At 69.1% G+C, this 24,442-nt stretch carries 28 protein-coding genes; 11 read left to right on the top strand and 17 right to left on the bottom strand.

The window, feature by feature from the left end; translation table 11 throughout:
• Positions 1 to 6: 6 nt before the first annotated feature.
• Genes ACWGID_RS01695 through ACWGID_RS01685 form a run of 3 tightly spaced genes read left to right on the top strand, consistent with a single transcriptional unit; the run spans position 7 to position 3,033 of the window.
• The gene (locus ACWGID_RS01695; RefSeq protein ID WP_452193418.1) at positions 7 to 1,257 is read left to right on the top strand and encodes an ABC transporter substrate-binding protein; all 1,251 of its coding nucleotides are present in this window, start codon (positions 7 to 9) and stop codon (positions 1,255 to 1,257) included.
• The gene (locus ACWGID_RS01690) at positions 1,254 to 2,201 is read left to right on the top strand and encodes a carbohydrate ABC transporter permease (protein WP_452193416.1); all 948 of its coding nucleotides are present in this window, start codon (positions 1,254 to 1,256) and stop codon (positions 2,199 to 2,201) included. Before ACWGID_RS01695 ends, ACWGID_RS01690 begins: the two co-directional genes overlap by 4 nt.
• Before the next feature lie 7 nt (positions 2,202 to 2,208).
• Positions 2,209 to 3,033, top strand: a complete 825-nt coding sequence (locus ACWGID_RS01685) for a carbohydrate ABC transporter permease (protein WP_452193414.1) — start codon at positions 2,209 to 2,211, stop codon at positions 3,031 to 3,033.
• A 55-nt stretch (positions 3,034 to 3,088) separates the two neighbouring features.
• Here the strand turns inward: ACWGID_RS01685 and ACWGID_RS01680 are convergent, their stop codons facing one another.
• Positions 3,089 to 3,619 carry an SUKH-4 family immunity protein gene (locus tag ACWGID_RS01680; RefSeq protein ID WP_452193412.1) on the bottom strand — a complete coding sequence of 177 codons (531 nt, stop codon included), beginning with the start codon at positions 3,617 to 3,619 and terminating at the stop codon, positions 3,089 to 3,091.
• Between the two features lie 101 nt (positions 3,620 to 3,720).
• Here ACWGID_RS01680 and ACWGID_RS01675 point away from each other — a divergent pair, with 101 nt between their 5' ends.
• Positions 3,721 to 4,245 carry a dihydrofolate reductase family protein gene (locus tag ACWGID_RS01675; RefSeq protein WP_452193411.1) on the top strand — a complete coding sequence of 175 codons (525 nt, stop codon included), beginning with the start codon at positions 3,721 to 3,723 and terminating at the stop codon, positions 4,243 to 4,245.
• Between the two features lie 34 nt (positions 4,246 to 4,279).
• Here the strand turns inward: ACWGID_RS01675 and ACWGID_RS01670 are convergent, their stop codons facing one another.
• The 9 genes from ACWGID_RS01670 to ACWGID_RS01630 all read right to left on the bottom strand — a co-directional run bounded on the left by ACWGID_RS01670 (position 4,280) and on the right by ACWGID_RS01630 (position 12,893).
• A complete protein-coding gene (locus tag ACWGID_RS01670) occupies positions 4,280 to 5,218 on the bottom strand; it encodes a hypothetical protein (protein ID WP_452193409.1) in 939 nt (312 codons plus the stop codon).
• On the bottom strand, positions 5,215 to 5,388 hold the full coding sequence (locus tag ACWGID_RS01665; protein WP_452193407.1) for a hypothetical protein: 174 nt from the start codon (positions 5,386 to 5,388) through the stop codon (positions 5,215 to 5,217). The genes ACWGID_RS01670 and ACWGID_RS01665 overlap by 4 nt, the downstream gene beginning before the upstream one ends.
• 79 nt (positions 5,389 to 5,467) lie before the next feature.
• On the bottom strand, positions 5,468 to 6,451 hold the full coding sequence (hemB, locus tag ACWGID_RS01660) for a porphobilinogen synthase (RefSeq protein WP_452193406.1): 984 nt from the start codon (positions 6,449 to 6,451) through the stop codon (positions 5,468 to 5,470).
• A 16-nt stretch (positions 6,452 to 6,467) separates the two neighbouring features.
• Entirely contained in the window at positions 6,468 to 8,192 is a 1,725-nt protein-coding gene (locus ACWGID_RS01655; RefSeq protein WP_452193405.1) for a uroporphyrinogen-III synthase, read from the bottom strand.
• Positions 8,189 to 9,073 (bottom strand): hydroxymethylbilane synthase, encoded by an 885-nt coding sequence (gene hemC / locus ACWGID_RS01650; RefSeq protein WP_452193403.1) that lies wholly within the window; start codon positions 9,071 to 9,073, stop codon positions 8,189 to 8,191. Before hemC ends, ACWGID_RS01655 begins: the two co-directional genes overlap by 4 nt.
• Entirely contained in the window at positions 9,070 to 10,347 is a 1,278-nt protein-coding gene (locus ACWGID_RS01645) for a glutamyl-tRNA reductase (RefSeq protein WP_452193401.1), read from the bottom strand. Before ACWGID_RS01645 ends, hemC begins: the two co-directional genes overlap by 4 nt.
• Positions 10,344 to 11,099, bottom strand: a complete 756-nt coding sequence (locus ACWGID_RS01640; protein ID WP_452193400.1) for a redox-sensing transcriptional repressor Rex — start codon at positions 11,097 to 11,099, stop codon at positions 10,344 to 10,346. Before ACWGID_RS01640 ends, ACWGID_RS01645 begins: the two co-directional genes overlap by 4 nt.
• A gap of 112 nt (positions 11,100 to 11,211) precedes the next feature.
• The gene (locus tag ACWGID_RS01635; protein WP_452193801.1) at positions 11,212 to 11,433 is read right to left on the bottom strand and encodes a glutaredoxin family protein; all 222 of its coding nucleotides are present in this window, start codon (positions 11,431 to 11,433) and stop codon (positions 11,212 to 11,214) included.
• An 11-nt stretch (positions 11,434 to 11,444) separates the two neighbouring features.
• Entirely contained in the window at positions 11,445 to 12,893 is a 1,449-nt protein-coding gene (locus ACWGID_RS01630) for a class I adenylate-forming enzyme family protein (protein ID WP_452193399.1), read from the bottom strand.
• A gap of 389 nt (positions 12,894 to 13,282) precedes the next feature.
• On the opposite strand from ACWGID_RS01630, the gene ACWGID_RS01625 reads away from it, so the two are divergent.
• Entirely contained in the window at positions 13,283 to 13,825 is a 543-nt protein-coding gene (locus tag ACWGID_RS01625; protein ID WP_130384882.1) for a sigma-70 family RNA polymerase sigma factor, read from the top strand.
• A 448-nt stretch (positions 13,826 to 14,273) separates the two neighbouring features.
• Positions 14,274 to 15,149 (top strand): DUF5667 domain-containing protein, encoded by an 876-nt coding sequence (locus ACWGID_RS01620; protein ID WP_452193397.1) that lies wholly within the window; start codon positions 14,274 to 14,276, stop codon positions 15,147 to 15,149.
• 476 nt (positions 15,150 to 15,625) lie between these two features.
• On the opposite strand, the gene ACWGID_RS01615 is transcribed toward ACWGID_RS01620, so the two are convergent.
• Genes ACWGID_RS01615 through ACWGID_RS01605 form a run of 3 tightly spaced genes read right to left on the bottom strand, consistent with a single transcriptional unit; the run spans position 15,626 to position 17,861 of the window.
• Positions 15,626 to 16,720 (bottom strand): lysophospholipid acyltransferase family protein, encoded by a 1,095-nt coding sequence (locus ACWGID_RS01615; RefSeq protein ID WP_452193395.1) that lies wholly within the window; start codon positions 16,718 to 16,720, stop codon positions 15,626 to 15,628.
• Positions 16,713 to 17,720, bottom strand: coding sequence for an NAD-dependent epimerase/dehydratase family protein (locus tag ACWGID_RS01610; protein WP_452193393.1), 1,008 nt, complete (start codon positions 17,718 to 17,720; stop codon positions 16,713 to 16,715). The genes ACWGID_RS01615 and ACWGID_RS01610 overlap by 8 nt, the downstream gene beginning before the upstream one ends.
• Before the next feature lie 39 nt (positions 17,721 to 17,759).
• Positions 17,760 to 17,861 carry a 30S ribosomal protein bS22 gene (locus ACWGID_RS01605; RefSeq protein ID WP_008356322.1) on the bottom strand — a complete coding sequence of 34 codons (102 nt, stop codon included), beginning with the start codon at positions 17,859 to 17,861 and terminating at the stop codon, positions 17,760 to 17,762.
• Between the two features lie 110 nt (positions 17,862 to 17,971).
• Between ACWGID_RS01605 and ACWGID_RS01600 the strand changes: the two genes are divergently transcribed.
• A complete protein-coding gene (locus tag ACWGID_RS01600; RefSeq protein ID WP_452193391.1) occupies positions 17,972 to 18,634 on the top strand; it encodes a class I SAM-dependent methyltransferase in 663 nt (220 codons plus the stop codon).
• Positions 18,635 to 18,682: 48 nt separating this feature from the next.
• Positions 18,683 to 19,165, top strand: a complete 483-nt coding sequence (locus ACWGID_RS01595) for a GNAT family N-acetyltransferase (protein WP_452193389.1) — start codon at positions 18,683 to 18,685, stop codon at positions 19,163 to 19,165.
• Here the strand turns inward: ACWGID_RS01595 and ACWGID_RS01590 are convergent.
• Positions 19,162 to 19,335, bottom strand: coding sequence for a hypothetical protein (locus tag ACWGID_RS01590; RefSeq protein WP_452193387.1), 174 nt, complete (start codon positions 19,333 to 19,335; stop codon positions 19,162 to 19,164). The two genes, ACWGID_RS01595 and ACWGID_RS01590, sit on opposite strands and share 4 nt — an antisense overlap.
• Positions 19,336 to 19,439: 104 nt before the next feature.
• On the opposite strand from ACWGID_RS01590, the gene ACWGID_RS01585 reads away from it, so the two are divergent.
• Entirely contained in the window at positions 19,440 to 19,655 is a 216-nt protein-coding gene (locus tag ACWGID_RS01585; RefSeq protein ID WP_452193386.1) for a hypothetical protein, read from the top strand.
• 45 nt (positions 19,656 to 19,700) lie between these two features.
• Here the strand turns inward: ACWGID_RS01585 and ACWGID_RS01580 are convergent, their stop codons facing one another.
• Positions 19,701 to 21,482: an AfsR/SARP family transcriptional regulator gene (locus tag ACWGID_RS01580; RefSeq protein ID WP_452193384.1), complete on the bottom strand. Its 1,782-nt coding sequence runs from the start codon at positions 21,480 to 21,482 to the stop codon at positions 19,701 to 19,703.
• 56 nt (positions 21,483 to 21,538) lie between these two features.
• Here ACWGID_RS01580 and ACWGID_RS01575 point away from each other — a divergent pair, with 56 nt between their 5' ends.
• Positions 21,539 to 22,396: an alpha/beta fold hydrolase gene (locus tag ACWGID_RS01575; protein WP_452193383.1), complete on the top strand. Its 858-nt coding sequence runs from the start codon at positions 21,539 to 21,541 to the stop codon at positions 22,394 to 22,396.
• On the opposite strand, the gene ACWGID_RS01570 is transcribed toward ACWGID_RS01575, so the two are convergent.
• A complete protein-coding gene (locus ACWGID_RS01570) occupies positions 22,386 to 23,618 on the bottom strand; it encodes an amidohydrolase family protein (protein ID WP_452193381.1) in 1,233 nt (410 codons plus the stop codon). The two genes, ACWGID_RS01575 and ACWGID_RS01570, sit on opposite strands and share 11 nt — an antisense overlap.
• Positions 23,619 to 23,675: 57 nt before the next feature.
• On the opposite strand from ACWGID_RS01570, the gene ACWGID_RS01565 reads away from it, so the two are divergent.
• Positions 23,676 to 24,173: a MarR family winged helix-turn-helix transcriptional regulator gene (locus ACWGID_RS01565; RefSeq protein ID WP_452193379.1), complete on the top strand. Its 498-nt coding sequence runs from the start codon at positions 23,676 to 23,678 to the stop codon at positions 24,171 to 24,173.
• Between the two features lie 46 nt (positions 24,174 to 24,219).
• Here the strand turns inward: ACWGID_RS01565 and ACWGID_RS01560 are convergent, their stop codons facing one another.
• A complete protein-coding gene (locus ACWGID_RS01560; protein ID WP_387770531.1) occupies positions 24,220 to 24,435 on the bottom strand; it encodes a helix-turn-helix domain-containing protein in 216 nt (71 codons plus the stop codon).
• Positions 24,436 to 24,442: the final 7 nt, after the last annotated feature.

Genomic DNA, 24,442 nt, shown 5'->3' with positions numbered 1-24,442 from the left:
CCTGAGATGAAGAGACTGACAGCGGCGTTGTCCGCCGCGGCACTGCTGGCCGCTGCCGGATGTGGCGGCGGCTCCGGCTCCGGAGCGAGCGCCGGCGGGCCGGTCGACCTGCGGATGACGATCTGGAGCGCGAACGCCAAGCATCTGGCGTTGTTCGACCAGATCGCCGCCGACTACAAGAAGGACCACCCGGAGATCGGCAAGATCACCTTCGAGTCGATCCCGTTCGACAGCTACACGACCACGCTCACCACCCAGATCGGCGGCGGCAACGTCCCGGACCTGGCGTGGATCTTCGAGACCAGCGCACCGGACTTCGTCAGCTCCGGCGCGCTGGAGCCGATCGACAAGGACGCGGACCTGGTGCCGGGTACGACGGCCAACTGGGAGAAGGACGGCAAGCTGTATGCCTACCCACTGTCCACCTCGCCGCTGGGTGTCTTCGTCAACACCGACCTGGTGAAGGCGGCGGGGCGGCCGGCGCCCGCGCAGCAGATCGCGTCCGGGACCTGGACCTGGGACGAGGCCGCGAAGACCGCTGCCGCCGTACAGGCCAAGACCGGTAAGGGCGGTCTGGTGGTCGGCGACTTCGACTACAAGGGCTGGGACACGCTGAACGCGGTCTGGTCCGGGTGGGGTGCGCGGCCGTGGAGCGAGGACGGCAAGAGTTGCCAGTTCGACCAGCCGCAGATGGTGGACGCGATGACGTTCGTCCACAAGATGATCTTCACCGACAAGGGCATGCCGGGCCCGGGCGTCACGAAGGACTTCTTCGCCGGCGACTCGTCGATGGTGCTGACCCAGATCAGCCGGGCGGCGCTGCTCGAGAAGGCCAAGTTCCATTGGGACCTGGTGCCGCTGCCGAAGGGTCCGGCCGGTGACTACTCGGTCGTCGGGCAGGCGGGGATCGGCGTGTTCAAGCGGGGCAAGCACGCGGACGCGGCGAAGCAGTTCCTGGCGTACTTCAGCAACGCGCAGAACTCGGCGAAGCTGGCGGAGTACTTCCCACCGCCGCGGAAGTCCGAGCTGAACGCCGCCACCCTGGCGAAGGCCAACCCGCTGCTCAAGCCCGCACAGCTCGACAGCGTTGTTGTCAAGGGCATCGAAAGCGGCAAGATCAAGCCCAGCCACACCGGGTACGCCGAGCTGCAGCAGACGGTGCGCGCCGCCCTGGACCCGTTGTGGAAGCCGGACGCGGACGTGAAGACGGTACTGTCCGGCGTCTGCTCGAAGATCAACCCCCTGCTGGCGAAATGACCTTGACGCTGGAGAAGCCCGCACGGCCTGGGCGGTCGGACACCCCGGCCGCGCGGGCGCCGTACTGGACGATGCGGCGGCGCGACACCTTGGCCGGCTGGCTGATGGTCGCGCCGCAACTGGCCGGCATAGTCACGTTCGTGCTGGTGCCGCTCGGGCTCGTGGTCTGGTACAGCGTGCACGAGTGGAACGTGCTGGCCGGCACGTTCGAGTTCGTCGGCGCAGACAACTACCAGGCGCTGGCCGACGACCAGCGGCTCGGTCCGGTGCTACGGGCAACGGGTCTGTTCTCGGTCGGGCTGGTGGTGCTGAACCTCAGCCTCGCGCTGTTCCTCGCCGTACTGTTGAACCAGAAACTTCGCGGCACCGTGGTCTTCCGGACGTTGTTCTTCTCGCCGGTCGTGGTGACGCTCGTCGCATGGACGATCGTCTGGGGCTTCCTGCTACAGGACAACGGCGGCGTCAACGCGTTCCTGCACGTCTTCGGCATCACCGGCCCGAACTGGCTGCGCTCCGGCGGTACGGCGATGGTGTCGGTGATCGTCGTACAGCTGTTCAAGAACGTCGGGCTGAACATGGTGCTGTTCCTCGCGGCGTTGCAGGGCGTACCGGCGGAGCTGTACGAGGCGGCCCGGATCGACGGGGCGTCGGCGTGGGCGCGGTTCCGGCGGGTGACCGTACCGTTGATCAGTCCAACGATCCTGTTGACGATGATCCTGACAATCGTCGGGTCACTGCAGGTGTTCGCGCAGATCGCCGTACTGACGCAAGGCGGTCCGGGCACGTCGACGACCGTGCTCGTGTACTACCTGTATCAGCAGGCGTTCCAGTTCCACCACTTCGGGTACGGCGCCACGCTGTCGCTGGTGCTGTTCTTGATCGTGCTGGTGCTGACGGTGATCCAGTGGCAGATGCGTAAGAAGTGGGCCTTCTATGAGAATTGACAGAGCCATGAGGCTTAAGCTGCTGGTGTACGGCGTACTGCTGGTGTGTTGTGTGCCGTTCGTGTTCCCGATCTGGTGGATGGCGACGACGTCGCTCAAGCCGGTGTCCGAGATCTTCTCGTTCCCGCCGTCGTTGCTGCCGGCGTCGCCGACCCTGGACGCGTACCGGCAGGTGTTCGCGCTGCAGCCGTTCGGGCAGCAGTACCTGAACAGTCTCTACATCGCGCTGGTGGTGACGATGGGCACGCTGGCGGTGTCGTCTCTCGCCGGGTACGCGTTCGCGCGGGTCCGGTTCCGCGGCTCCGGGGTGGTGTTCCTGATCGTGCTGAGCGGACTGCTGGTGCCGAACGAGGTGACGATCATCCCGCTGTACAAGATGTTCGACGCGTTCAGCCTGGTGGACACGCACTGGCCGCTCATCCTGATCCCGATGCTGGGCGCACCGAGCGTGCTGGCCACCTTCATCATGCGCCAGTTCTTCATCACGCTACCGGTCGAACTCGAAGAAGCCGGCCGAGTCGACGGCCTCGGCCGCTTCGGGCTCTTCTGGCGCGTCTGCCTACCGTTGGCACGACCAGCAATCGGCGCGGTCTCCATCTTCACCTTCCTGCACAGCTGGAACCTCTACCTGGAGCCGATCGTCTTCCTCTCCTCCAAACAGAAGTTCACCATCCCGCAAGCCCTCACCCAGTACGTCGACGCCTACGGCGGCCCCATGTGGAACACCCAACTCGCTGCCGCCACCCTCTCCGCCCTCCCCGTCCTCATCATCTTCGTCCTGGCCCAACGCCAATTCGTAGAAGGCCTGGCCCAAACAGGCCTCAAAGGCTGACACCGATCCAACCGGTCCGGTTGGCCGGGACGTTGATAGCGGGTTGTGTCAGCGGTTACTGGAGCTGGTCGAGTGCGAGTGGCCACCAGTTGTCCTGGGCGGCGTAGGCGTTCGGGTCGCGAGCGCCGAGGTACGCGACCAGGAGATCCTTGTAGTCGGCCTGCAGGTTCTCGTCGGCGTCGCGGCGGAAGGCTTTGTAGCGACCGATCCGATAGAGGTAGTCGAGGAAGGAACCGAGGGAGGAGTTCACGGTCTCGAGCCTGGGTTGGTGACCGGCCAGGTCGGCCAGCAGGACGTGACCGTCGCGTGGGTCGAGGAAGTACCGCAGCGCCGACTCGGGATGCGGGGCGCCGAGCGTGACGAGCGTGACCTCTTGGCCGTCGACATTCACCCGGACGCCGTCGAAGGCTTCGGGTTCGGCGACCGGCTCGAGGACGAACACACCCGACAAGCGGTCCGGCAGGCCGACGTCGAACAGCTCGTCCGCGACGATGCCGGCCGACGCGAACAGCTCCCGGTCCTCGGCGTCGAGGCAGGTGATGTTGTCTGCCCCGAACAGGTCGACAAGCTGCTGCTGGTTCGCCATCGGTCCCTTCCCGCTGCGCTCGAACCACCATCCTGTCGCCCCGGAAGGTCACGCTCCGGGGAGCCGCCGAACGACTGGGTGCCCATGGGAAACTGTGGGATGTGAGCTTTCATGCGGCCGCTTTCATCGCCACCAGCCTGGACGGGTACATCGCGCGTCCGGACGGATCTATCGACTGGCTGACCACCCGCGCCGAACAGGCCGGCAGCACGGGGTACGACGAGTTCCTGGCCTCGGTCGACACCGTCGTCCTGGGGCGGAACACGTACGAGCTGGCGCGCACGTTCGCCGAGTGGCCGTACGAGTCGAAGCAGGTCGAAGTACTCAGCACCACGCTCGACCCGGACGCCGACGACCGGATCCTCGTGCACCGCACGCTGAACGCGCTCGTCGAAACCCTGAACGACCGCGGCGCGCACCGCATCTACGCCGACGGCGCCGCCACCATCCAGACCTTCCTACGCGCCGGCCTGCTCAACGAGCTCACCATCACCACGGCCCCGGTCCTCCTGGGCGCGGGCATCCCGCTCTTCGGCGACCTCCCCGACGAGGTCCCCCTCACCCACAACGCCACCCGCACCCTGAACGCCGGCTTCACCCAATCCGACTACACCATCAAGCGCTAGTCACAATCTTCTCGCGCGAGGCTGATGTGGTGCGTCAGTAGTCGCGGAGGGCGGAGGGGCGTTCCTGGCCGCCGAGGCGTAGGTGGAGGCGGTCCTGGGCGCCCTGGTCGGAGGACGCGGCGGGCTTGACCTGGGCCGACTTCGCGGTGGGGTTGAGGCCGGCTCGGACGGCCCGGTCGAGCTCGTCGGCTCCCCGGGCGGCCGAGACGGCTTCCTCGGCGCCGAGCCGATAAGTGGCTTCGCCGGCCCTGATCTGGTCGCTCATGTGATGGGTCGCACGCCAGGGCGCGTGGCCGGCGTCCTCGATCAGTTGCGCCGACTCCTCGGGATCCCTGACCTGATAGCTCACGTTTTCCAGGTTCGTCAGGCCCTCGCGGCTCTGCTCGATCTGATGGGCGACATCTTCGGCGCACTCGGTCGCGGCCGTGAGGCTCTCCTCGAACAGCTCGATCCGCTGCCGCAGATCACTGAGCGTCGGCACGTCCTCCGGCCACGCCGGCGCCACACCCGTCTGCGCCACACCCGTCTGCACCGCGCCCGTCTGCACCGCGCCCGTCTGCACCGCGCCGGCCTGTGCCGCGCCGGTTTGTTCCGCGCCGGTTTGTTCCGCGCCGGTTTGTTCCGGGGCGGCGGCCGCGGTCTCCAGCTCCGCGAGCGACCTCTTGGCGGCCGTGATCGCCTTGATGCCTTCGCCCAGGCGGTCGCCGGCTTCCTCGGTCTTGTTCCGCGCCAGCTCCATCTTGAGATCGATGTCGTGGCCGTAGGACTGGGCCCGCGTCATGTAGACGTCCGGAGCGTCACCCTCCCTGACCAGGCGTGCCTGGTTGACCATGTTCGGGATGTCTTCCTGGGCGCGGGCGAGCGCATCGAGCGCCTCGCCCATGTCGTCCTCAGCGAATCCCATCCGGACCCGGGCGTACTGCGTAGCTTGCGCGATCAGGTCGGTGTGCCTGCGGATGTCTTCCTCGTTCATCGCGCGGCACCGCCCTCGGTGCGCTGCTGTCCGGTCAGGGCGTCGTCGGCCGCCAGCGCGTCACGCAGGGCTGCACGGGCCGCCTGGAGTTGGTTGCGTGCGGCACCGAGTTGCGTCATCAGCTCCGCCGCCTGCACGGCGGTCTCCTCGTTCGACGGCTGATCCGCCACCCCACGACTCCTTCTCAAACGATTGATCCGACCCACAGTAGACCTCTGACGGTCGAGCCGGCAGCGAGGTTCCTGAAGGTCAGGCGTGGTTGAGGAGGTGGACGGCCTCGGCGGCCCAGTAGGTGAGGATGGTGTCGGCGCCGGCCCGGCGGATCGACGTCAAGGTTTCCAGGATCGCCTTGTCACGGTCGATCCAGCCGTTCGCCGCGGCGGCCTCGACCATCGCGTACTCACCGGAGATGTTGTACGCCGCAACGGGCACGTTCACGTGGTCGCGGACCTGCCGGATGATGTCGAGATAGGCCAGCGCCGGCTTCACCATCACGATGTCCGCGCCCTCGGCGATGTCCAGATCGACCTCGCGGATCGCGTCGCGGGAGTTCGCGTTGTCCTGCTGGTACGTCTTCCGGTCGCCGGTCAGCGACGAGTCGACCGCCTCCCGGAACGGTCCGAAGAACGCCGACGCGTACTTCACGGCGTACGCCAGGATCACGGTGTCGATGAACCCGGCCGCGTCGAGCGCCGACCTGACCACGCCGACCTGGCCGTCCATCATCCCGGACGGGCCGACGACGTGCGCGCCGGCGGTCGCTTGCGCGACGCCCATCTCGGCGTAGATCTTCAGGGTCGCGTCGTTGTCGACCCGGCCCTCGGAGTCCAGGACCCCGCAGTGCCCGTGCGAGGTGAACTCGTCCAGGCAGAGGTCCGACATCACCAGCAGCGCGTCGCCGGCCTCCGAGACCGCGTCCCGGATCGCGACGTTCAGGATCCCGTCCGGGTCCAGCGCGCCGGAGCCGACCTCGTCCTTCTCGGCGGGTACACCGAACAGCATCACGCCGCCGAGCCCGAGCTGCGCCGCCTCGGCGATCGCCTTCCGCGCGGTGTCGCGGGTGTGCTGCACGACGCCCGGCATCGAACTGATCGCGATCGGTTCCCGCGCGCCTTCCCGGACGAACATCGGCAGGATCAGCTGCCGCGGCTCGATCGTGGTCTCCGCGACCAGCCTGCGCACCGCCGCCGACGACCGAAGCCGCCGCGGCCTGACCTCCGGGAATCCGGGCACGAGAATCAGCTCTCCATCAGCTCTTACGGCGGGAGCCCGAGCGACGCTCGGACGGACGGGTGACCGGCTCGCCGGCCTCCACCATGGTGTCACGCCGGTCCGCACCGAACCGGGCGAGAGCGTCGGCCAGCTCCTCGACGGACGGCGACTCGGCCATCGCGTCGACCCGCAGGCCGTGCTCCTCCGCGGTCTTCAGCGTGGCCGGACCGATCACGCCGATAACGGTCGACGCGTGCGGCTTGCCGGCGATGCCGACCAGGTTCCGCACCGTCGAGGACGAGGTGAACACGACCGCGTCGAACTTGCCGGACTTGATCGCCTCACGCGTCGGCGCGGGCGGCGGAGCGGCCCGCACGGTCCGGTACGCCGTGACGTCGTCGACCTCCCACCCGAGATCGGTGAGTCCGGCAACCAACGTCTCGGTGGCGATGTCGGCGCGCGGCAGGAACACCCGGTTGATCGGGTCCAGCAGCTCGTCGTACGGCGGCCAGTCCTCGACCAGCCCGGCGGCCGACTGCTCGCCGGACGGCACCAGGTCCGGACGGATGCCCCAGGCACCGATCGCCTCGGCGGTCTTGTCGCCGACCGCCGCGATCTTCAGCCCGGAGAACGCCCGCGCGTCCAGCCCGTACTCGTCGAACTTCTCGCGGACCGCCTTCACCGCGTTGACCGAGGTGAACGCGACCCATTCATAGCGGCCCTCGACCAGACCACGGATCGCCTTGTCCATCTGCTGCGGGTTGCGCGGCGGCTCGACCGAGATCGTCGGGACCTCTTCCGGCATCGCGCCGTACCGACGCAGGCGGTCCATCAGCGGGCCGGCCTGGTCCTTGGTCCGCGGGACCAGGATCCGCCAGCCGAACAGCGGCTTGGTCTCGAACCAGGACAGCGCCTCGCGCTGCTCGACGACCGCACCGACCACGACCACGGCCTCGCCGGTCACCTTGGACGCGCGCAGGTCCGCGACGATCGTCTCCAGCGTCCCGACCACACTCGTCTGCGCGGTCGTCGTACCGCCGACGGTGAGCGCGACCGGCGTACCGGCGTCGAAACCGCCCTCGACCAGGGCCGCCGCGGTCTCCTTCAGGGTCTCCACCGCGTTCAGCAGTACCAGCGTCTGCTTCGGCTGCAGGCGGGTCAGGTCGAGCTTGTTCTCGGCCAGGTCGACGACAGTGACCTCGCGGTCGCCCTTCATCGTCAGCGGGATCCCGGCGTACGTCGGGACCGCACTCACCTCGCTGACACCCGGGACGACGTTGAACCCGATCCCCGCCTTCCGGCACGCGGCCGCTTCCTCGGCGCCGCTGGAGAAGGTGAACGGGTCGCCGGTCAGCAGCCGGACGACGTTCGCCGCGGACTTGGCGGTCTTGACCACCAGCCGCGCGCGGGCGGCCACCCGCAGCGCCCGGCTGCCCTCGGCGCCGGAGCCGTCCACGACCTCGACGTCCGGCTTGCAGTAGGCCAGGAACGCGTCGTGTTCGGAGCCCTCGACAACGACCGCGTCGGCGCCCGCGAGGACGTCGCGGCCGGCCAGCGTCAGCAGCGCCGGGTCACCAGGACCGACGCCGACGAACGTGACATGGCCGAGCGGTTTGGTCTGCTTGACGGTACTGGTGGCGGCCTTCTGCGGTGCCGCGGTAGCGGCTGTCTTCGCGCTCACGTCTGCCTTCGCCCTCGTCGTTTTACTGCTCGTCTTGTGGGCCGTCTTCTTGGCCGTCGTCGTGCTCTGTGCCGGTGTCATGTTCGCTCCAGCAACTCGTTCGCCAGCGCCTTGCCGAGAGACACCGGATCGTCCACGGGCCCGTTCGCGGACAGCCGCCGTACGCCGTCCTCCTGGCCGAGCGCGCCCCGCAGCCACAGCTCCGGGCCGTCCTCGCCCTCGACCACCTCGGCGAGCGCGCCGACCGGAGCCGTGCACCCTGCCTCGAGCGTGGCCAGCAACTGCCGTTCGGCCGTGACCGCTGCCCGGGTGGCCGGGTCCTCCAGCGGAGCCAGCGCGGCGAGTACGTCGGCGTCGTCCGCGCGGCACTCGACGGCCAGCGCGGCCTGTCCCGGCGACGGCAGCATCTGGATCGGGTCCAGCGTCTCGGTCACCTCGTCGAGCCGTCCCAGCCGGGCCAGCCCCGCCCGGGCCAGCACCACGGCGTCGACCTTGCCGTCGGTGACCAGGCCGATCCGGGTGTCCACGTTGCCGCGGATCCCGGTGCACTCGATACCCAGGCCGAGCGCGTCGATCTGCGCGGACCGGCGCGGCGCACCGGTACCGATCACCGCGCCGCGCGGCAGCTCGCCCAGCGTCAGCCCGTCGCGCGCGACGAGGACGTCGCGCGGGTCCTCACGGACCGGGATCGCGCCGATCACGAGACCGTCGACCGGCGCCGTCGGGAGGTCCTTGAGCGAGTGCACCGCGATGTCGATCTCACCGGCCACCAGCGCGTCCCGGAGCGCGCTGACGTAGACGCCGGTGCCGCCGATCTGCTCGACCGGAGACACCTTGTCGACGTCGCCGGTGGTGGAGATCGGGACCAGCTCGACCTCGTGACCGAGATTCCGGAGCGCGCCCGCGACCAGAGTGGACTGTGCGATCGCCAGCTTCGAGCGGCGGGTTCCGAGCCGGATCATGCCTGCTCACTCCCCTTCGGCGTGGTGACCGCGTCGACGGTCGCCTGGTCGAGAGCGAACAGCTGCCGCAGCGCGTCGGCGTACGTCGGTCCGCCGGGATCACCGCCGAGCTCCTTCACCCGCACGGTCGGGTTGTGCAGCACCTTGTCGACGACGCGGCGGATGGTCCGCTCGACCTCGTGCCGCTCGTGGTCGCCGAGGTCCGGCAGCCGGCGCTCCAGCCGGGCCAGCTCGGTGTTCACGAGCTCGCTGGCCATCGCCCGCAGCGCGACCACGGTCGGCGCGACCGACGCGGCCCGCCGAGTGGCCTCGAACGCACCGGTCTCTTCACCGACGATCCGCCGTACCTCGTCGATGTCGGACTCGCTGCCACCCGCCGTCCCGGCCAGGTCGGCGAGCGTCACCAGCGTGACACCGGCGATCCGCACCGCTTCAGGGGCGACGTCGCGGGGCAGTGCGACATCCAGTACGCCGATCGGGCGACCGTCGGCCGCGTTCCGGACCATTTCCTCGGTGATCACGACACCGCGGGCACCGGTGCACGACACCAGCAGATCGGCCTCGGTCATCGCCGCGGGCACGTCCGCGAGCTTGATCGCCGTACCGCCGATCCGCTCCGCCAGCGCGGCCGCGCGGTCGTAGTTGCGGTTGGCAACGGTCACGCTTCGCGCACCGCCGTTCGCCAAAGTCTGTGCGGCCAGCGAGGCCATCGAGCCGGCGCCGACGATCAGCGCGCGACGGCCTTCGTACCCGCCGAGGGCGTCGAGTCCGGCCGACACGACCGAGCGGCCGGCGGCGTCGATCCCGGTCTCGGCGTGCGCCCGCTTGCCGACCCGCAACGCGTGCTGGAACAGGGCGTTCAGGTCGGTACCGACGGTTTCCAGGTCCTGGCCGACGCGCAGCGTCTCCTTCACCTGGCCGAGGATCTGGCTCTCACCGACGACCATCGAGTCCAGCCCGACCGCGACCTGGAACAGATGCGCGACGGCACCTTCCTCGAAGTGCACGTACAGGTGCTCGGCCAGGTCCAGCAGCGGTACGCCGGTGACGTCCGAGAGGATCGCGGTGACCTCGTCCATGCCGGCGTGGAACCGGTCGACGGTCGCGTACACCTCGGTGCGGTTGCAGGTCGCCAGGACGGCGGACTCCGCGACGGCTGCCGAGTTCCGCACGGCCAGCGCCAGCTTGGTCGCCGCGTCCGCGTCGAGCGCGACCCGCTCGAGCACGTCGATGGCAGCGGAACGATGACTGATACCGACCACCAGATAACTCACAGGCCGACACCTCCCCCGACGCTCGGGAGATCCGTCAGACCGTTCATCGCTGGTAGCTCGGGCACCTGGGGGAGCGCCGCCTCTCCGGACTTTCGTTGTTCGTGGTACGCCAGGATCTGAAGCTCGATCGAGAGGTCCACCTTGCGGATGTCCACGCCGTCGGGCACGGACAGCACGACGGGCGCGAAGTTCAGGATGCTGGTCACGCCGGCCGCGACCAGCCGGTCGCAGACCTGCTGCGCGGGACCCGCGGGGGTGGTGATCACGCCGATCGAGACCCGGTCGGCCTTCACGATGTCCTCGAGCTCGGCGAAGTCCCGGACCTCCATGTCGCCGATCCGCTCGCCGATCAGGTTCTCGTCGGCGTCCAGCAGCGCCACGATCCGGAAGCCGCGGGTGCCGAACCCGGAGTAGTTCGCCAGCGCGTGACCCAGGTTTCCGATCCCGACGATGACCACGGCCCAGTCCTGGGTGACGCCGATCTCGCGGGCGATCTGGTAGCGCAGGTACTCCACGTCGTACCCGACGCCGCGGGTGCCGTACGACCCCAGGTAGGACAGGTCCTTGCGGAGCTTGGCCGAGTTCACGCCGGCGGCGGTCGCCAGGTCCTCGCTCGACGCGGTCGCGATGCCGCTGTCCGAGAGCGCGGTCAGGGCCCGCAGGTAGACCGGCAAGCGCGCGACAGTCGCCTCGGGGATGCCGCGTTCGGTTCTCGTCGGCGGGCCGGGGCGACGGCTGCTGGCACGCGTCACAATTCTCCTGGGAGCGGTTGGTTCACCGCGGTCTGACGGCCGGCGGCTCTCTTACTCTAGGAGCTTGTGAACGTGAGAACAAAATCGGCGGGAGTGACCTAGGAGACAGGCACTACCTCATCAGTGCTTTTCGGAGGCGAGCGGGGTCCACTCTCCAGAAGTCGTGCTGCTTCCCGTCGACGAACGTGACCGGGATCTGCTCGCCGTACTGCGTGAACAACCGGTCGTCCTGCGTGATGTCCACCTCGGTCCAGTCCACTCCGAGCTCGGCGCAGACCGACTCGATCACCGCGCGGGCGTCGTCGCACAGATGACACCCGGGCTTGCCGTACATGGTGACTCTGCTCACCGGTCCCCCTCCCGCAGCCGCCCCTTCGCGACCTTCCCGGTCACCGAGTGCGGCAGGTGCTCCACCACGTCGATCTCCACCGGGCACTTGAACCGCGCCAGGCGGGTCCCGGCGTACTCCTGGACCGTTGCCACGTCGACCGATGTGTCCGGCAACGGTACGACGAACGCCTTGACCGCCTCGCCGGTCTCCTCGGACGGTACGCCGATCACCGCCGCCTCGCGGACGCCGGGAGCACCGACCAGCACGTCTTCCACCTCGCTCGGGAACACGTTGAACCCGGACACGATGATCAGCTCACGCAACCGGTCGACCAGGAACAGGTCACCGTCCGCGTCCAGGAACCCGACATCGCCGGTCCGGTACCAGCCCTCCGCGTCGGGGCCGTCCACGCCGTCCGGCCAGTAGCCGGAGAACAGGTTGCCGCCGCGGATCAGGATCTCGCCGGGGTCGTCACCCTCGACGTCCTCCCCCTGCTCGTCGGCGATCCGGACCTCGACGTTCGGCAGCGGGCGGCCGACCGAGCCGGGCTTCGGCTCAGCCTCGCCGAGGGTGGTGGTGACCCCCGGGGACGCCTCGGTCAGGCCGTAGCCCTGGTGAACATGCAGGCCGGTCGCCTGCTCGAAACGGTCCGCGAGCCCACGATCGAGCGTGGACGCGCCGGTCAGCACGACCTTCACCGTCTTCAGTGCCGCCCGGAGGTCCGGCCGGGTGAGCAGCGCGTGCAGTGCCGGCGGAGCGAGCGGCAACCGCGTCACGCCGTACCTGCCGATCAGGCCGAGGGTCTGCTCGGGATCGAAGCGTTGCTCGACGATCAGTGCCGCGCCGGTCGCGACGGCCCAGCCGAGGACCGCGTTCAGCCCGAACGCGTGGAACATCGGGAGCACCCCGAGCACCACGTCCTCGGGGCCCATCCGGTCCTCACCGAGCTCGCCGAGGTTGCGGACGTTCGCCGCGAGTGCCCGATGGGTGAGCATCGCGGCCCGCGGATCTCCACTGGTTCCCGATGTGTACAGGAGCACCGCGAGCGTCTCGGGATCGATCAGCGGAAGTAACGGAGTGTCACCTTCGAGCTCGTCGGGCGCCACCGTCCGGACGCCCTCGAACCGGTCCGCGAGCCCCGGTCCGGCGACCGCCAGGCGGGCCCCGGAATGCTCCAGGACAGCCGCGATCTCGGGCTTGGTGAGCCCGGTATTGAGCGGCACGGCAACCAATCCGGCCCGGAGTATGCCCAGGTAGGACGTGACGAACTCGATGCTGTTGGCAACCAGCAGCACGACCCGGTACCCCGGCACCAGGCCGGCCGCTGCGAACCCCCGCGCGGCCCGGTCGACGGCCTGGTCCAGCTCGCTCCAGGTCAGCCGCCGGTCCCCGTCGACCAGCGCGGGACGGGCGGGGTGACGTTGCGCTGTGTCACGAAGGATGTCCGCGAAATTCACGTTCACCAGGCGAGTCTGTCACGGCCCGGAGTCGCTCCGGGAAGAACCGGCGCGCTCAGAACGGTTGCAGCAGAGCGTGACGGCCGATATACAGGTGAACTCGTGGGCGCGCTTCTGTTGAACCTCACACTGCAGAAACCCGTCCGCGCGGGGACCTCATGCGCGATGCACCACCCCCGACAGCTGGCTGCTCCGAACTCCGGAGGCAGTCCGCTGGCGCATTCGTGACCATTCGAGCGAACGGAAGGCGGCACGCCTCAGGCTGTTGACAGCATGCGTTCAACCAGTAACGCTCTGTGCTGCCTCAGCCACTGTGGCCATTCGCGGATGTGTCAGACGACGTGTCAGTTGAACGGGGAGAAATCTTGACCACGCCGGAGCCAAGCCCGGACGGGATGAGACGTGCAGAGCTCGTCGATCGCGCCCAGGCCGGGGACGTCGGTGCCTTCGGAGAGCTGTACGACGAGTACTCGCTCACCGTCTATCGCTACATCTACGCCCGAGTGTCCTCGTCGGCACTCGCCGAGGACCTGACCAGCGAGACGTTCGTCCGGGCGCTGCGCGCGCTCGACTCGTTCCGCTGGCAGGGCCGGGACTTCGGAGCCTGGCTGGTGACGATCGCCCGGAACCTGATCACCGACCACTACAAGTCCGGCCGGGTCCGGCTCGAGGTGGTCACCGACGAGATCGAGACCCACGACCGGCAGACCGAGGGTCCGGAGATCGACGTGCTGGCCGCGGCCACCGCCGAGGTACTCCGGGACGCGGTGGCCGGCCTGCCCGACGAGCAACGCGACTGTCTGACGATGCGGTTCTTCGCCGGCCTGTCGATCGCCGAGACGGCCAAGGCGCTGGAGAAGTCCGAAGGCGCCGTCAAGCAACTCCAACTGAGAGCCGTACGGCACTTGGCGAAGGTTATCCCCAAGGACTTGAGATGAGGCGGATGACAACGAACGTCTTTCGTAACCCGTCAGGGAGTTACTTCGTTTGCCTGGTGAGGACCTGTCGGTGACCCCGACTGGCCATTGAGGAGAACGAGAACTCATGAGTGACCTACACAGGGCTCGAGCGCGCGCGGAGTCATTCGCGCACGCCGTCGATCACGGGCCCCGTCACTCCACGCGACTGGGCGATGACCCCGAGTTACTGGAAGCTGTGGAACTGGTCGGACGGCTGAGGACCGCCGGCGCAGTTGCACCGCGACCGGAGTTCAGTGCCGAGCTGCGGCACCGCCTGATGGAGCAGGCGGCGGCGCGTTCGGCGACCACTGCGACTCCGCTGATGGTGCGCAGCGCACCAGATGACTCGGACGACCCGCCGGGTAGCGAGGACGTTGGCGCGTCCGTGACAGCTATTCGCCGTCGCCAGGGCCGGAGGATCCGGCTCGTGGCCTCAACTGCCGCGTTGGTCCTGCTCGGAGGTGGCATCGGTTCCGCTGCCGCTGCTCAGCAGGCGATGCCCGGCGACACTTTGTACGGAATGAAGCGCAGCATCGAGAACGTCTCGACCAACGTGAGCGTCGGTGACGACTCACGGGGCCGGCGCGATCTCGAGCACGCCATGACCCGACTGTCCGAAGTCCAGGAGCTGGCCGGTAACGGTGGCTCGGTGGGCACGATCAACGCCACGCTGGACGACTTCTCGGCGCAGTCCCGCAAGGGTGTGTCCCGATTGGTCGCGTCGTACCAGCAGGACGGCGACGAGACGTCGATCACCGCGATCACGGCCTTCATCACCAGCGCCCGCCAGGCTCTTGTGGGGCTCGCGCCGAAACTGCCGCCGGAGTCGCTGAAGTCCGGAGTGGAGGCGCTGGCAACGATCGAGCAGCTGGCGCAGCACACCTCGGCAGCCTGCCCGAAGTGCGCCGCGCCGAAGCCTGGCGCGACCACCCCGAGCACCGGTCACCAGCCGAACCGCACCACCCCCGGCACCGGCACGGAGCCGAGCGATCCGATCCAGGCGTCGACCAGCCAGAAGGCCTCGACGACGGTTCCGACGCCCGGCGCCTCGACCACCGCGGTCGAGCCGAGCACGTCGCCGACCAAACTGCCGAACACCACGATCGTGGAGGAGTCCAACACTCCCCCGCCGACGATCCTGAAGACACCACCCCGGCCGTCGCCGTCAAACTCGCCGACTACGACGCCCACCGTGCTGCCTTCCCTGACCCCGACCACACCGTCGTGGCCGTGGCCGTTCCCCACCACACCGCTGATCAACCTGCCTGGCATCATCCAAACACTCTTCCCACCCTGGAAGTAGCGAGCAGGCAACCAAAGCCCCCGGCGCACGAACCACGCGCCGGGGGCTTTGCGTTCGCCCGCCACCCTTTCGGTCCGGCGCCTTGGAGGGGTTGTCCCTTGGCGTTGGGGGTTCTGCGCTGGTGTACCGGCAGAGAACCCCCAACACGAGCGGATAACCCCTCGTATGGCGCGCCACGCCAGCGCCACTCCGCGCCGCGCGCCGCGCCTGGGACCGGTGTTCCGTCACCGCGGCCGCCCGCTCGGGTTACCGCCGCGCGTTCGGGGTGCCGCCGCCCATCCGCCCACAACACCGCGCGTTCGGGGTGCCGCCGGCCGGTCGGGTTCGGCGCGCTGGAGGGGTTACCCCTTGGTGTTGGGGGTTCTGGGCTGGTGTGCGGGCGGAGAACCCCCACGAGGAGCGGATAACCCCTGGTGTGGGGTGGTCCTCGTCGGCGAGTGGGAGCTGCCAACCACGTGCCCTGGTGTGGGGTGGGGTCAGAAGAAGACGCTGCGGCGTTGCATGAGGAGGGTGTAGAGGGTTTGCTGGATGGTTTCGCGGACCTGGTCGGTGACGTTGAAGACCAGCATCGGGTCGTCGGCGGCGCCGTCCGGGAACTCGTCGGTGCGGATCGGTTCGCCGAACTCGATCAGCCACTTGGACGGGAGCGGGATCAGGCCGAGGGGGCCGAGCAGCGGGAAGAACGGCGTGATCGGGATGTACGGGACGCCGAGCAGCCGGGCCAGCGACGCGATGTTGCCGACCAGCGGGTAGATCTCCTCGGCGCCGACGATGGAGCAAGGAACGATGGGTACGCCGGTCCGCATCGCGGCGCTGACGAACCCGCCACGCCCGAACCGTTGCAGCTTGTACCGCTCGGCGAACGGCTTGCCGATCCCCTTGAAGCCCTCCGGCCACACCCCGACGAGGTCGCCGCGGGCGAGCAGCCGTTCGGCGTCGTCGTTGTTGGCGAGCGTCGCCCCGCCCTTGCGGGACAGCTCACCGACGAACGGGGTCTGGAACACCAGGTCGGCCGCGAGCGTGCGCAGCGGACGGTGTGCGTGGTCGGCGACGATCAGCTGGGTGACCAGGCCGTCCAGCGGCATCGTCCCGGAGTGGTTGGCGACGATCAGCGCGCCGCCGTCGGCCGGGATGTTCTCCACCCCGCGCACCTCGACCCGGAACCACTTCTCCGCCAGCGGCCGCAGCATCGGCAGCAGCACCTGGTCGGTCAGATCGGCGTCGTACCCGAACTCGTCGATCCCGTAGTCGCCGGTCACGCGCCGGCGCATGAACGCCAGCCACTGCGCGACCCGCCGCTCGCCGTCCTCCCCGAACAGCTGCCGCACGACCCGCTCGAGTCCCGCGAAGTCGAGCTTCGGCAGCTCGGTCAGCGGTACGTCGACCTCGGGCACCGTGGCGACCGAGTCGGCCGTCGGCTCCGCCGGAGTCTCGGTACGCCGGGACTTCTTCTTAGAGCGTGCTCCATCACCGGCGAGCGCACGGGCCGCGGCCGAGGGCGTCGTACGGCGACCGCTCCCGCGGCCCGGCCTGCCGCCGGAACCGATCGGGATGACGTCCGCGTCAGCCACGGAACGCCCCCAGCCCGGCGGACAGCAGCCCGGACATCCGGGTCATCGCGCCGGTCCCGAGCGAGGCGCGGAAGTCGTCGAACGCCGCTGCGGTGGTGTACTTCGGCTCGAACCCGAACTCGGTCCGCATCCGCGTGGTGTCCACGCCACGCCCGAAGGTCAGGAAGGTGATCTGGTCCGGCGAGAAGTCCGCCAGCCGGGCGCGCCGGACGGCCGCCGCGGTGCTGGAGGCGGTGAACGACGGCAGCCGCAGCGTCGGCCGGCCGAGCCGGCGGATCGCCTGGGACAGCGTGAGAATGCCGTCACCGGCCAGGTTGAAGGTCCCGGCGAGGTCGTTCACGGTCGCGTGCCGGATCGCCTCGACCCCGTCGTCCTCGTGCAGGAACTGCAGGCGCGCGTCGAACCCGAAGACCGTCGGTACGACGGGAAGCCCGAAGTACCGCGTCATCGGGGAGTCGGTCTTGGGGCCGATCCAGTTCGCCATCCGGAGCGTGCTGACGCAGACGTCGGGGCGGCGCCGCGCAAAGCCGCGCACGTACCCCTCGACCTCGACCGCGTCCTTGCTCAGCCCGTGGTGATGGGTCGCCCGCGGCGCCATCTCCTCGGTGAACATCGCCGGATCACGCGGACCCGCGCCGTACACCGTGGTCGACGACTTGACCACGAGCTTGGCCACGCCGGGCGCCTTCTGGCAGGCGGCGAGCAGCTGCATGGTGCCGATGACGTTGATCTCTTTCATCGACGACCGACCGCCGGCGCTGCCTGGAGTGGCCACGACGCCGGTGTGCACGACCGTGTCAACATCCTCCGCGGCGATCACCTTGGCGATCACCGGGTTGCGGATGTCCGCCCGGACGAACCGGACCCGGCCGAGCTCCGCGCGCGGCGGGACCACGTCGACACCGAGCACGGTGCCGATCGACGGGTCCTCGGCCAAGGCCCGGGCACAGCGAGCACCGGCGTCTCGCGAGACGCCGGTCACCATCACTACCTGTGCCACGAGAAACCCCCCAGCCGGACCGGGCGCGGCGAAAACTGCTTACTTGCCGAGCTTGCGGCGCTGGACCCGCGTCTTCTTCAGCAGCTTGCGGTGCTTCTTCTTCGCCATACGCTTACGGCGCTTCTTGATTACGGAACCCACGTCTGACCACCCAAACTCAAAGAGAACGTCGGCAAAGCTTACCCGTAGGTCGCTTCCCCGACCTAAAGCAGGCTCCACCACTAGAGTAGGAGCCGACCTGGGGAGGCGCCATGAGAGCTCGCTACGACGGTCTGGCGGAGTGGTACGACGAGCGGTTCGTGGCCGATGCACCGCCTCATCAGCCCGGTCTGCTGGAACTGCTCGGTCCGGGTTCCGGCCCCTGTCTGGACATCGGCTGCGGCACCGGGCGGAACTTCGCAACCATCCGCGCCAGCGGCCGCTCCGTGGTCGGACTGGACTTCTCGATCGACCAGCTCCGCCGCGCCCGGACGCGCACCACCGGTCCGCTGCTGCACGGTGACGCGGCAGCCCTTCCGTTCGCCGACGCCTCGTTCGACACCGCCGTCTCCCTGTGGATCTCCACGGACGTGGACGACTTCGGCGCAGTCCTCCGCGAGGCAGCCCGGGTGCTCCGTCCCGGCGGTGTGTTCGTCACGTACGGCGTCCACCCGTGCTTCAACGGACCGCATGTCGTCTACGAGGAGGACGGGCGCCGGACCGTGCATCCGACGTACCGCCAGACGGGGTGGCACACCGAGATGCCGTGGTGGGGCGAGGACGGGATCCGCCGACGGATCGGGATGTCCCACCTGACGCTGGCCGGATTCCTGAACGCCGTCGTCACGTCCGGCCTGACGGTGGAGCACTTCGAGGAGCCCACCGGCCCGGACATCCCGCACGCGCTGGCCCTGCGCGCCCGGCGGGCTGCCTGACCGCCTGATTGCCCTGACACTGTCGGTGGCGGCTGGTCTACTGGCTGCATGGTGACGCTGGATTCGTGGAGTGAGCAGGATTTCGAGCTGCTCGAGCGGTGCAACACGGCAGAGATGACGGCGTACCTCGGTGGTCCGGAGACGCCCGAGAAGCTGCGGGACCGGCACCAGAAGTACGTACAGAACGAGTTCGTCGGGCAGATGTTCGTCATCGTCACCGAGGACGGTGAGCGGGCCGGGTCGATCGGCTATTGGGAGCACGAGGAGGGTGACGAGACCGTCTGGGAGACGGGCTGGGCGATCCTGCCGGAGTTCCAGGGGCGCGGGCTCGCGTCCGGCGCCGTGCAGGCGGTCGCGAAGGTCGCGGGGGCGGCCGGATCGCATCGGACGCTGCACGCCTACCCGGGCGTGGCCAATGCGGCGTCCAATGCGTTGTGCCGGCGAGTCGGGTTCACCTTGCTCCGCGAGCGCGATTTCGAATACCCGAAAGGGCACTGGATGCGCTGCAACGACTGGAGCCTGGATCTCTAGGCGGCCTTGCGGACGGCGACGGGGGCGACTGGCTTGGTGAGGACGGCGAGGTGTGGGGTCGCCGTCTGCTTGCTGGTGCTCGCGTAGGCGCCGGGGGTGAAGGCGACGGCCGCCAGGCCCAGGGTCGCGATGGTGCCTACGGCAACGGTCTTGACGATTCGGATCGGCATCGGGAGCCTCCTTCGGGTTGGTGTTTCCATCCTGTGCGCGCGGACTGCGACCGGCCTGGAAGAAACCTGGGAGCACGCTGGGAACGTGCGGGTACGGTGATCGCATGGCCTACGTGGTGTTTCTCGGCGGACTCGCGGTGGTGCTCGCGGGGCTGACCTGGTTCGCGTCGTGGGCCAAGCGGCGCGGGCGCGGATCCGGGGTGGCCGGGGCGCTCGCGGCGTACGAAGAGGCGTACCGGACGACGGCGCACCAGTCGCATCACGAGCTGCGGCACCAGGCCGACCGCAAAGCCGAGACCGGCTCATCGGACGACCACTAGCCCTGACAGCCGCTACCCCTCACCATCCTTCGCCCCGAGCGACAGTTAGCTCAGGTAGTCGGCGATCGGGCCGAGGGTGAGGAGGCCGCTGCCGGCCGCGTGCTCGTCTGCGGCAGGTGCCAGCGCTTCCTGCGCTTTCTTCAACAGCTCACGATCACCCGATCGGCGGGCCGCGTGCGCGGTCAGCGCCCAGTGCGCCTCGAGCAGCAGACCGGGCGGCGGATCCGGCGAACCCTGCACCCAGGGCGCATGCGGGCCGTAGTCGGCCTCGGGGATCGGCTGGTTGTGCCGTACGGCGTGCGCGGCCAGCGCGAGCGGGAGGAGACCGGCGCTCAGACCGGGCATTCCCGCCCCGTCGAGCGTCGAAGCTGCAGCGCGGTAGGAATCCGGAGTGTCTTCGCGCAGAGCGGCGTACCAGCGGGTGAAGACCGCGACGAGTGGGAGTTCGTGTCGCGCCGCGAGTGCGTCGGCGGCCGCGGCGTGCTCGTCGGCGGCCGCGTGATCGGCGTGTGCACAGGCGGACTGCAGCCGGATCAGATGGCCCAGAACCTCGTAGGTGAAGAGGTTGTGGCGCTGCGAGAGGGTGACGAGCTCGGCGCCGATGGCGTCGCGTTCAGAGGCGAGGCCGGCGCGGTGACAGGTCTGCAGGAAGACGCCGTTCAGCGTGAACGCCAGCAGCGCCGGGTCGTCGAGACCGCGGGCGAGCTGCTCGGCCTCGAGCGCCGCCTCGCGAGCGCGGGGTGCGCGCGAACCGCGGGACTCGAGCGCGATCGTCGCGAGCAGGCGGGCGCGGATACTTGGGTGGTCCTGCGTCGGCAGCACCCGTTCGGCGGCCGCCACGATCGCGGCCGCCTGCGTCTCGTCGTCCGACCGCGTCCAGATCGCCGGTACGTCGTACGCCCCGATGACGCGCGCGGTGAGGTCGGGATCGCCGAGTTCCTCCGCGGCCGTCACGGCGGCGAGCCGGTGCCGACGCGCCTCCTCGAGCCCACCGCCGCCGGTGACCGCGAGGTTGCGGAGCAGGCCGACGGTGGATTCGATCCGCGCCCGCGTGCCACCGACGGCCCGGTCGTACGCCGCAGCGGTCTCGGACCAAACGGTCCCCAACGGGGTGAGATGCGTGGCCTGGTTGAGGATGTCGTTCTCCAACCGGCTGAGCCCCGCGCCAGGGTCGACACCGAGCTGACCCACCAGGGTCTCCCGAGCACGACGCAGTACGGCGAGAGCGTCGCCCTGCCGATCGCTCCGGTACAGCGCCAGCGCGAGCAGCCGCCACGCGTCCTCACGCCACGGGTGCTCCGTCACGTGCGCGTCGAGCTCCGGCACGGCCTCGGCCGCGAGTCCAGCCGCGAGCCGCGCCTCCGCGACTCGCTCCACCGCCCGCAACCGCAGCTCGGTCAACCGCGAACGCTCCGCCAGCGCCCACCCTTCGTCGGCGAACTCCGCGTACGCCGGCCCGCGCCACAAAGCCAACCCGCGCTGCAACTCCGGCAACGACGACGAGGTCACCGTCTGCTCGAACCGCCACGCATCGACGGCCTCGGTCCGCAGGGCATAACCAGGACCCGACGTGATCAGCAACCGCGCCGGTGCCCGCGGCGCCCGATCCGGCTCGATCGCCCGCCGCAGCGCTGCCACGAAGGTCCGCAACGCGCTCAGCGCACCGTCGGGCGGATCGGCCCACAGGTCGTCGACCAGCACTCTCGCCGGTACGACGCGCCCGCGCGCCACGATCAACCGGGCCAGGACCGCGCGGTGCCGCGGGCCCCTCAGGTCGACCGGTTGACCGTCCCAGGCCACCACCGGCCCGAGCACACCGAACTCCACGTGGTCACCGTAGCGTGCTCATCGAACGCTCATCGCGCTCCGCCAGGCTGATTCGCATGAAGATCAACGGATTCGACCATCACCAGATCCGAGCGAACGGTGTGACGTCGAACGTCGCCGTCGGCGGCTCCGGTACGCCGATTGTGCTGCTGCACGGCTTCCCGCAGACCCACCTGATGTGGCGGCACGTCGCCACGGACCTGGCCGCCGACCACACCGTTATCTGCCCGGACCTGCGTGGGTACGGCGACAGTGCCAAGCCGCTCGACGACTACTCGAAGCGGACCATGGCGGCCGACGCCGTCGCCGTGGCGCGCGAGCTCGGGCACTCCACGTTCGCACTGGTCGGTCACGATCGGGGCGCGCTCGTCGCGTTCCGAGCCGGTCTCGACCACCCGGACGTAATCAAGCATCTGATGTGCCTCGACGTACTGCCGACCCTCGACATGTGGGAGGTGATGCACGGGACCAGCGCGGCCGTGGGTTTCCACCTCTATCTGATGGCACAGCCGGCCGGGTTGCCGGAGCGGATGATCGCGGCGAGCTCGGACGAGTTCTTCGGCTACTTCCTCGACCTGTGGGCCAACGATCCGGAGGCGATCCCCGCCGACGTACGGGCGGAATACCTCGCCGCCTGCCGACGCGCCGTACCGTCGATCGTCGCGGACTACCGGGCGTCGGCGACCGTTGACGTCACCCACGACCAGAAGGATCTTGCCCGGGGCAACAAGCTGCGGATGCCGTTGACGGTGATCCAGCAGGACTGGGGCGCCGCCCTCGGCTTCGACGCGGCTGCCCGGTGGAAGGCGTGGGCCACCGACCTCCAGCACCAGACCACCACCGCCGGCCACTTCATGGCCGAGGAAGCTCCCAGCGAAATCACCACTGCGATCCGGACCCTCCTCAAGCGGTGAGGTACGACGTGGACTCGGCGAGTGCCGCGAGCGCGGCGGGCAACGACGTACTGACCAGCCGGCCGTCTCGCTTCACCGGCATACCCCCGACCAGGACCGTGTCGACGTTGCCCGGGTGTGCCGAGGTCACCACGGTCGCAACCGGATCATGCATCCCACCCACCAGGTTGACGTCGGTGCCGCGCAACAGCACGACGTCAGCCTGGTTGCCAACGGCCAGCGACCCAACATCGGTCAGCCCCAGCGCCTGAGCTCCTCCGACAGTCGCCAACTGCAGCACCTCGGCGGCGGAAAACGCTGTATGGCCGAGCGAAAGTACCTCGTGCATCGCCCGGAACATGTCCCCGCCGGCCGTGGTCACGACATCGATACCGAGGCTGAAATCGACCCCGGCCGCACGAAGCCGGCCGGCGAGCGGCTCCCCCATCTGCATCCGTGCCTCGACCGTCGGCGTGGTCGAGACCGCCGCCCCGGTCTCGGCGATCACCTTCAACTCGGAGTCCGGCAAGTTGTTTCCGTGCACGTACAGCGTGTTCCGCCGCGCCAACCCGGCATCGCGCAACCGCGTGATCGGATCGGGTGTGTCCGAGCTGCTGCTGATGTGCACAACCACCGGGACGTCGAGCGCATTCGCCAGCTCCCAGTCCGCCTGCACCGTCTCGAACGGCGCGTAAGACGGCCCGATCGCCGCCACCGCCAACTCGAGACGCTCCGACCGCCGGTCCATGATCCGCCGCATCTCCCGCGCGTCCACGGCACCGCCGCTCAACGGCGAAGGACCGTACCCGAAGACGGCCCGGATCCCGCTGCGCTGCAACGCGTCCAGCGCCGCGTCGGCGTGCTCGGGCGTGCGCTGCACGTGGGAGTAGTCCTGCACCGTGGTGATCCCGGCGTCAAGGCACTCCAACGCGCCGACAAGGTTGCCCGCAGCAACGTCTTCCGCGCGAAAACGTGTTCCGTAGGTTCCGAGGACGCGCTCGAAGTACACGCCGAGATCCGCATCGACCGCGAGGCCGCGGAGCGCGGTCTGCCAGAGGTGCCGGTGGGTGTCGACGAACCCCGGGAGCACGATCCGGTCCCGCGCGTCGATCACCTCGGCGTCGGCCCGCAGTCCGGTCCCGACCGCCGCGATCCGCCCGCCGTCGATCAGTACGTCGGTGTTCCGGCGGACGACCACCTCGGGAGCGGTGTCGATCACGGTCCCACCCTGGAGCAGCAACATGGAGCAATCTCCCTCACTAGAAAGCTTTTGTGAAAGCTATCATCAAAGGAATCTAGGATGTCAACCGTGACCGACGACGCGGTGGACCGGCTGATCGCTTCCTGGGGACAGGAACTGCCCGAAGTGCTGTATCCGAGCAGCGAGCTGACGAAGCGGATCATGACACTGGCCGGCGAGCTGAACGAGACCACGCGGCGGGTGCTGCGCGAGCTCGGGCTGACCACGGCGGAGTTCGACGTGATCGTCTCGTTGCGGCGCGGCGGAGCGCCGTACCGGCAGAAGCCGTCGGATCTGAGCCGGAACCTGCTGCTGTCGTCCGGCGGCACCAGCAACGTGACGAACGGGCTGGTACGGCGGGGGCTCGTGGTCCGCGAGCCGGATCCGGACGACGGGCGGGGCACGCAGATCCGGTTGACGCCGGAGGGGATCAGCCTCGCCGAGCAGGCGGTGAAGGCGAGCTCAGCCGCTCACCACGAGCTGTGGGCCGGCCTGCCGGAGGAGACCGTCGAGCAGGCAGCCAAGGCCCTCCGAGAACTCAACCGCCCCGGGGCATGACGAAGGGGCCGGTTCCTGACGGATCCGGCCCCTTCGCCTCTCGTTGTTATCCGGCCTGAAAGTAGGCGCCCTTGAGGTAGTCGTGCACGGCTTCCTCCGAGACCCGGAACGAACGACCCACCCGCACCGCGGGCAGCTCACCGGAGTGCACCAAGCGGTACACCGTCATCTTGGACACGCGCATGGCCGTGGCGACTTCCGCCACGGTCAGGAACTTCACCTCGGCGAGCGGCTGCTCACCACCGGACTTCTTTGATGCCATTGCGCAC

This window comes from Kribbella sp. NPDC054772 (assembly GCF_053611945.1).
The sequence above is the reverse complement of the archived record's forward strand: the minus strand, read 5'-3'. Positions and strand labels throughout refer to the sequence as shown.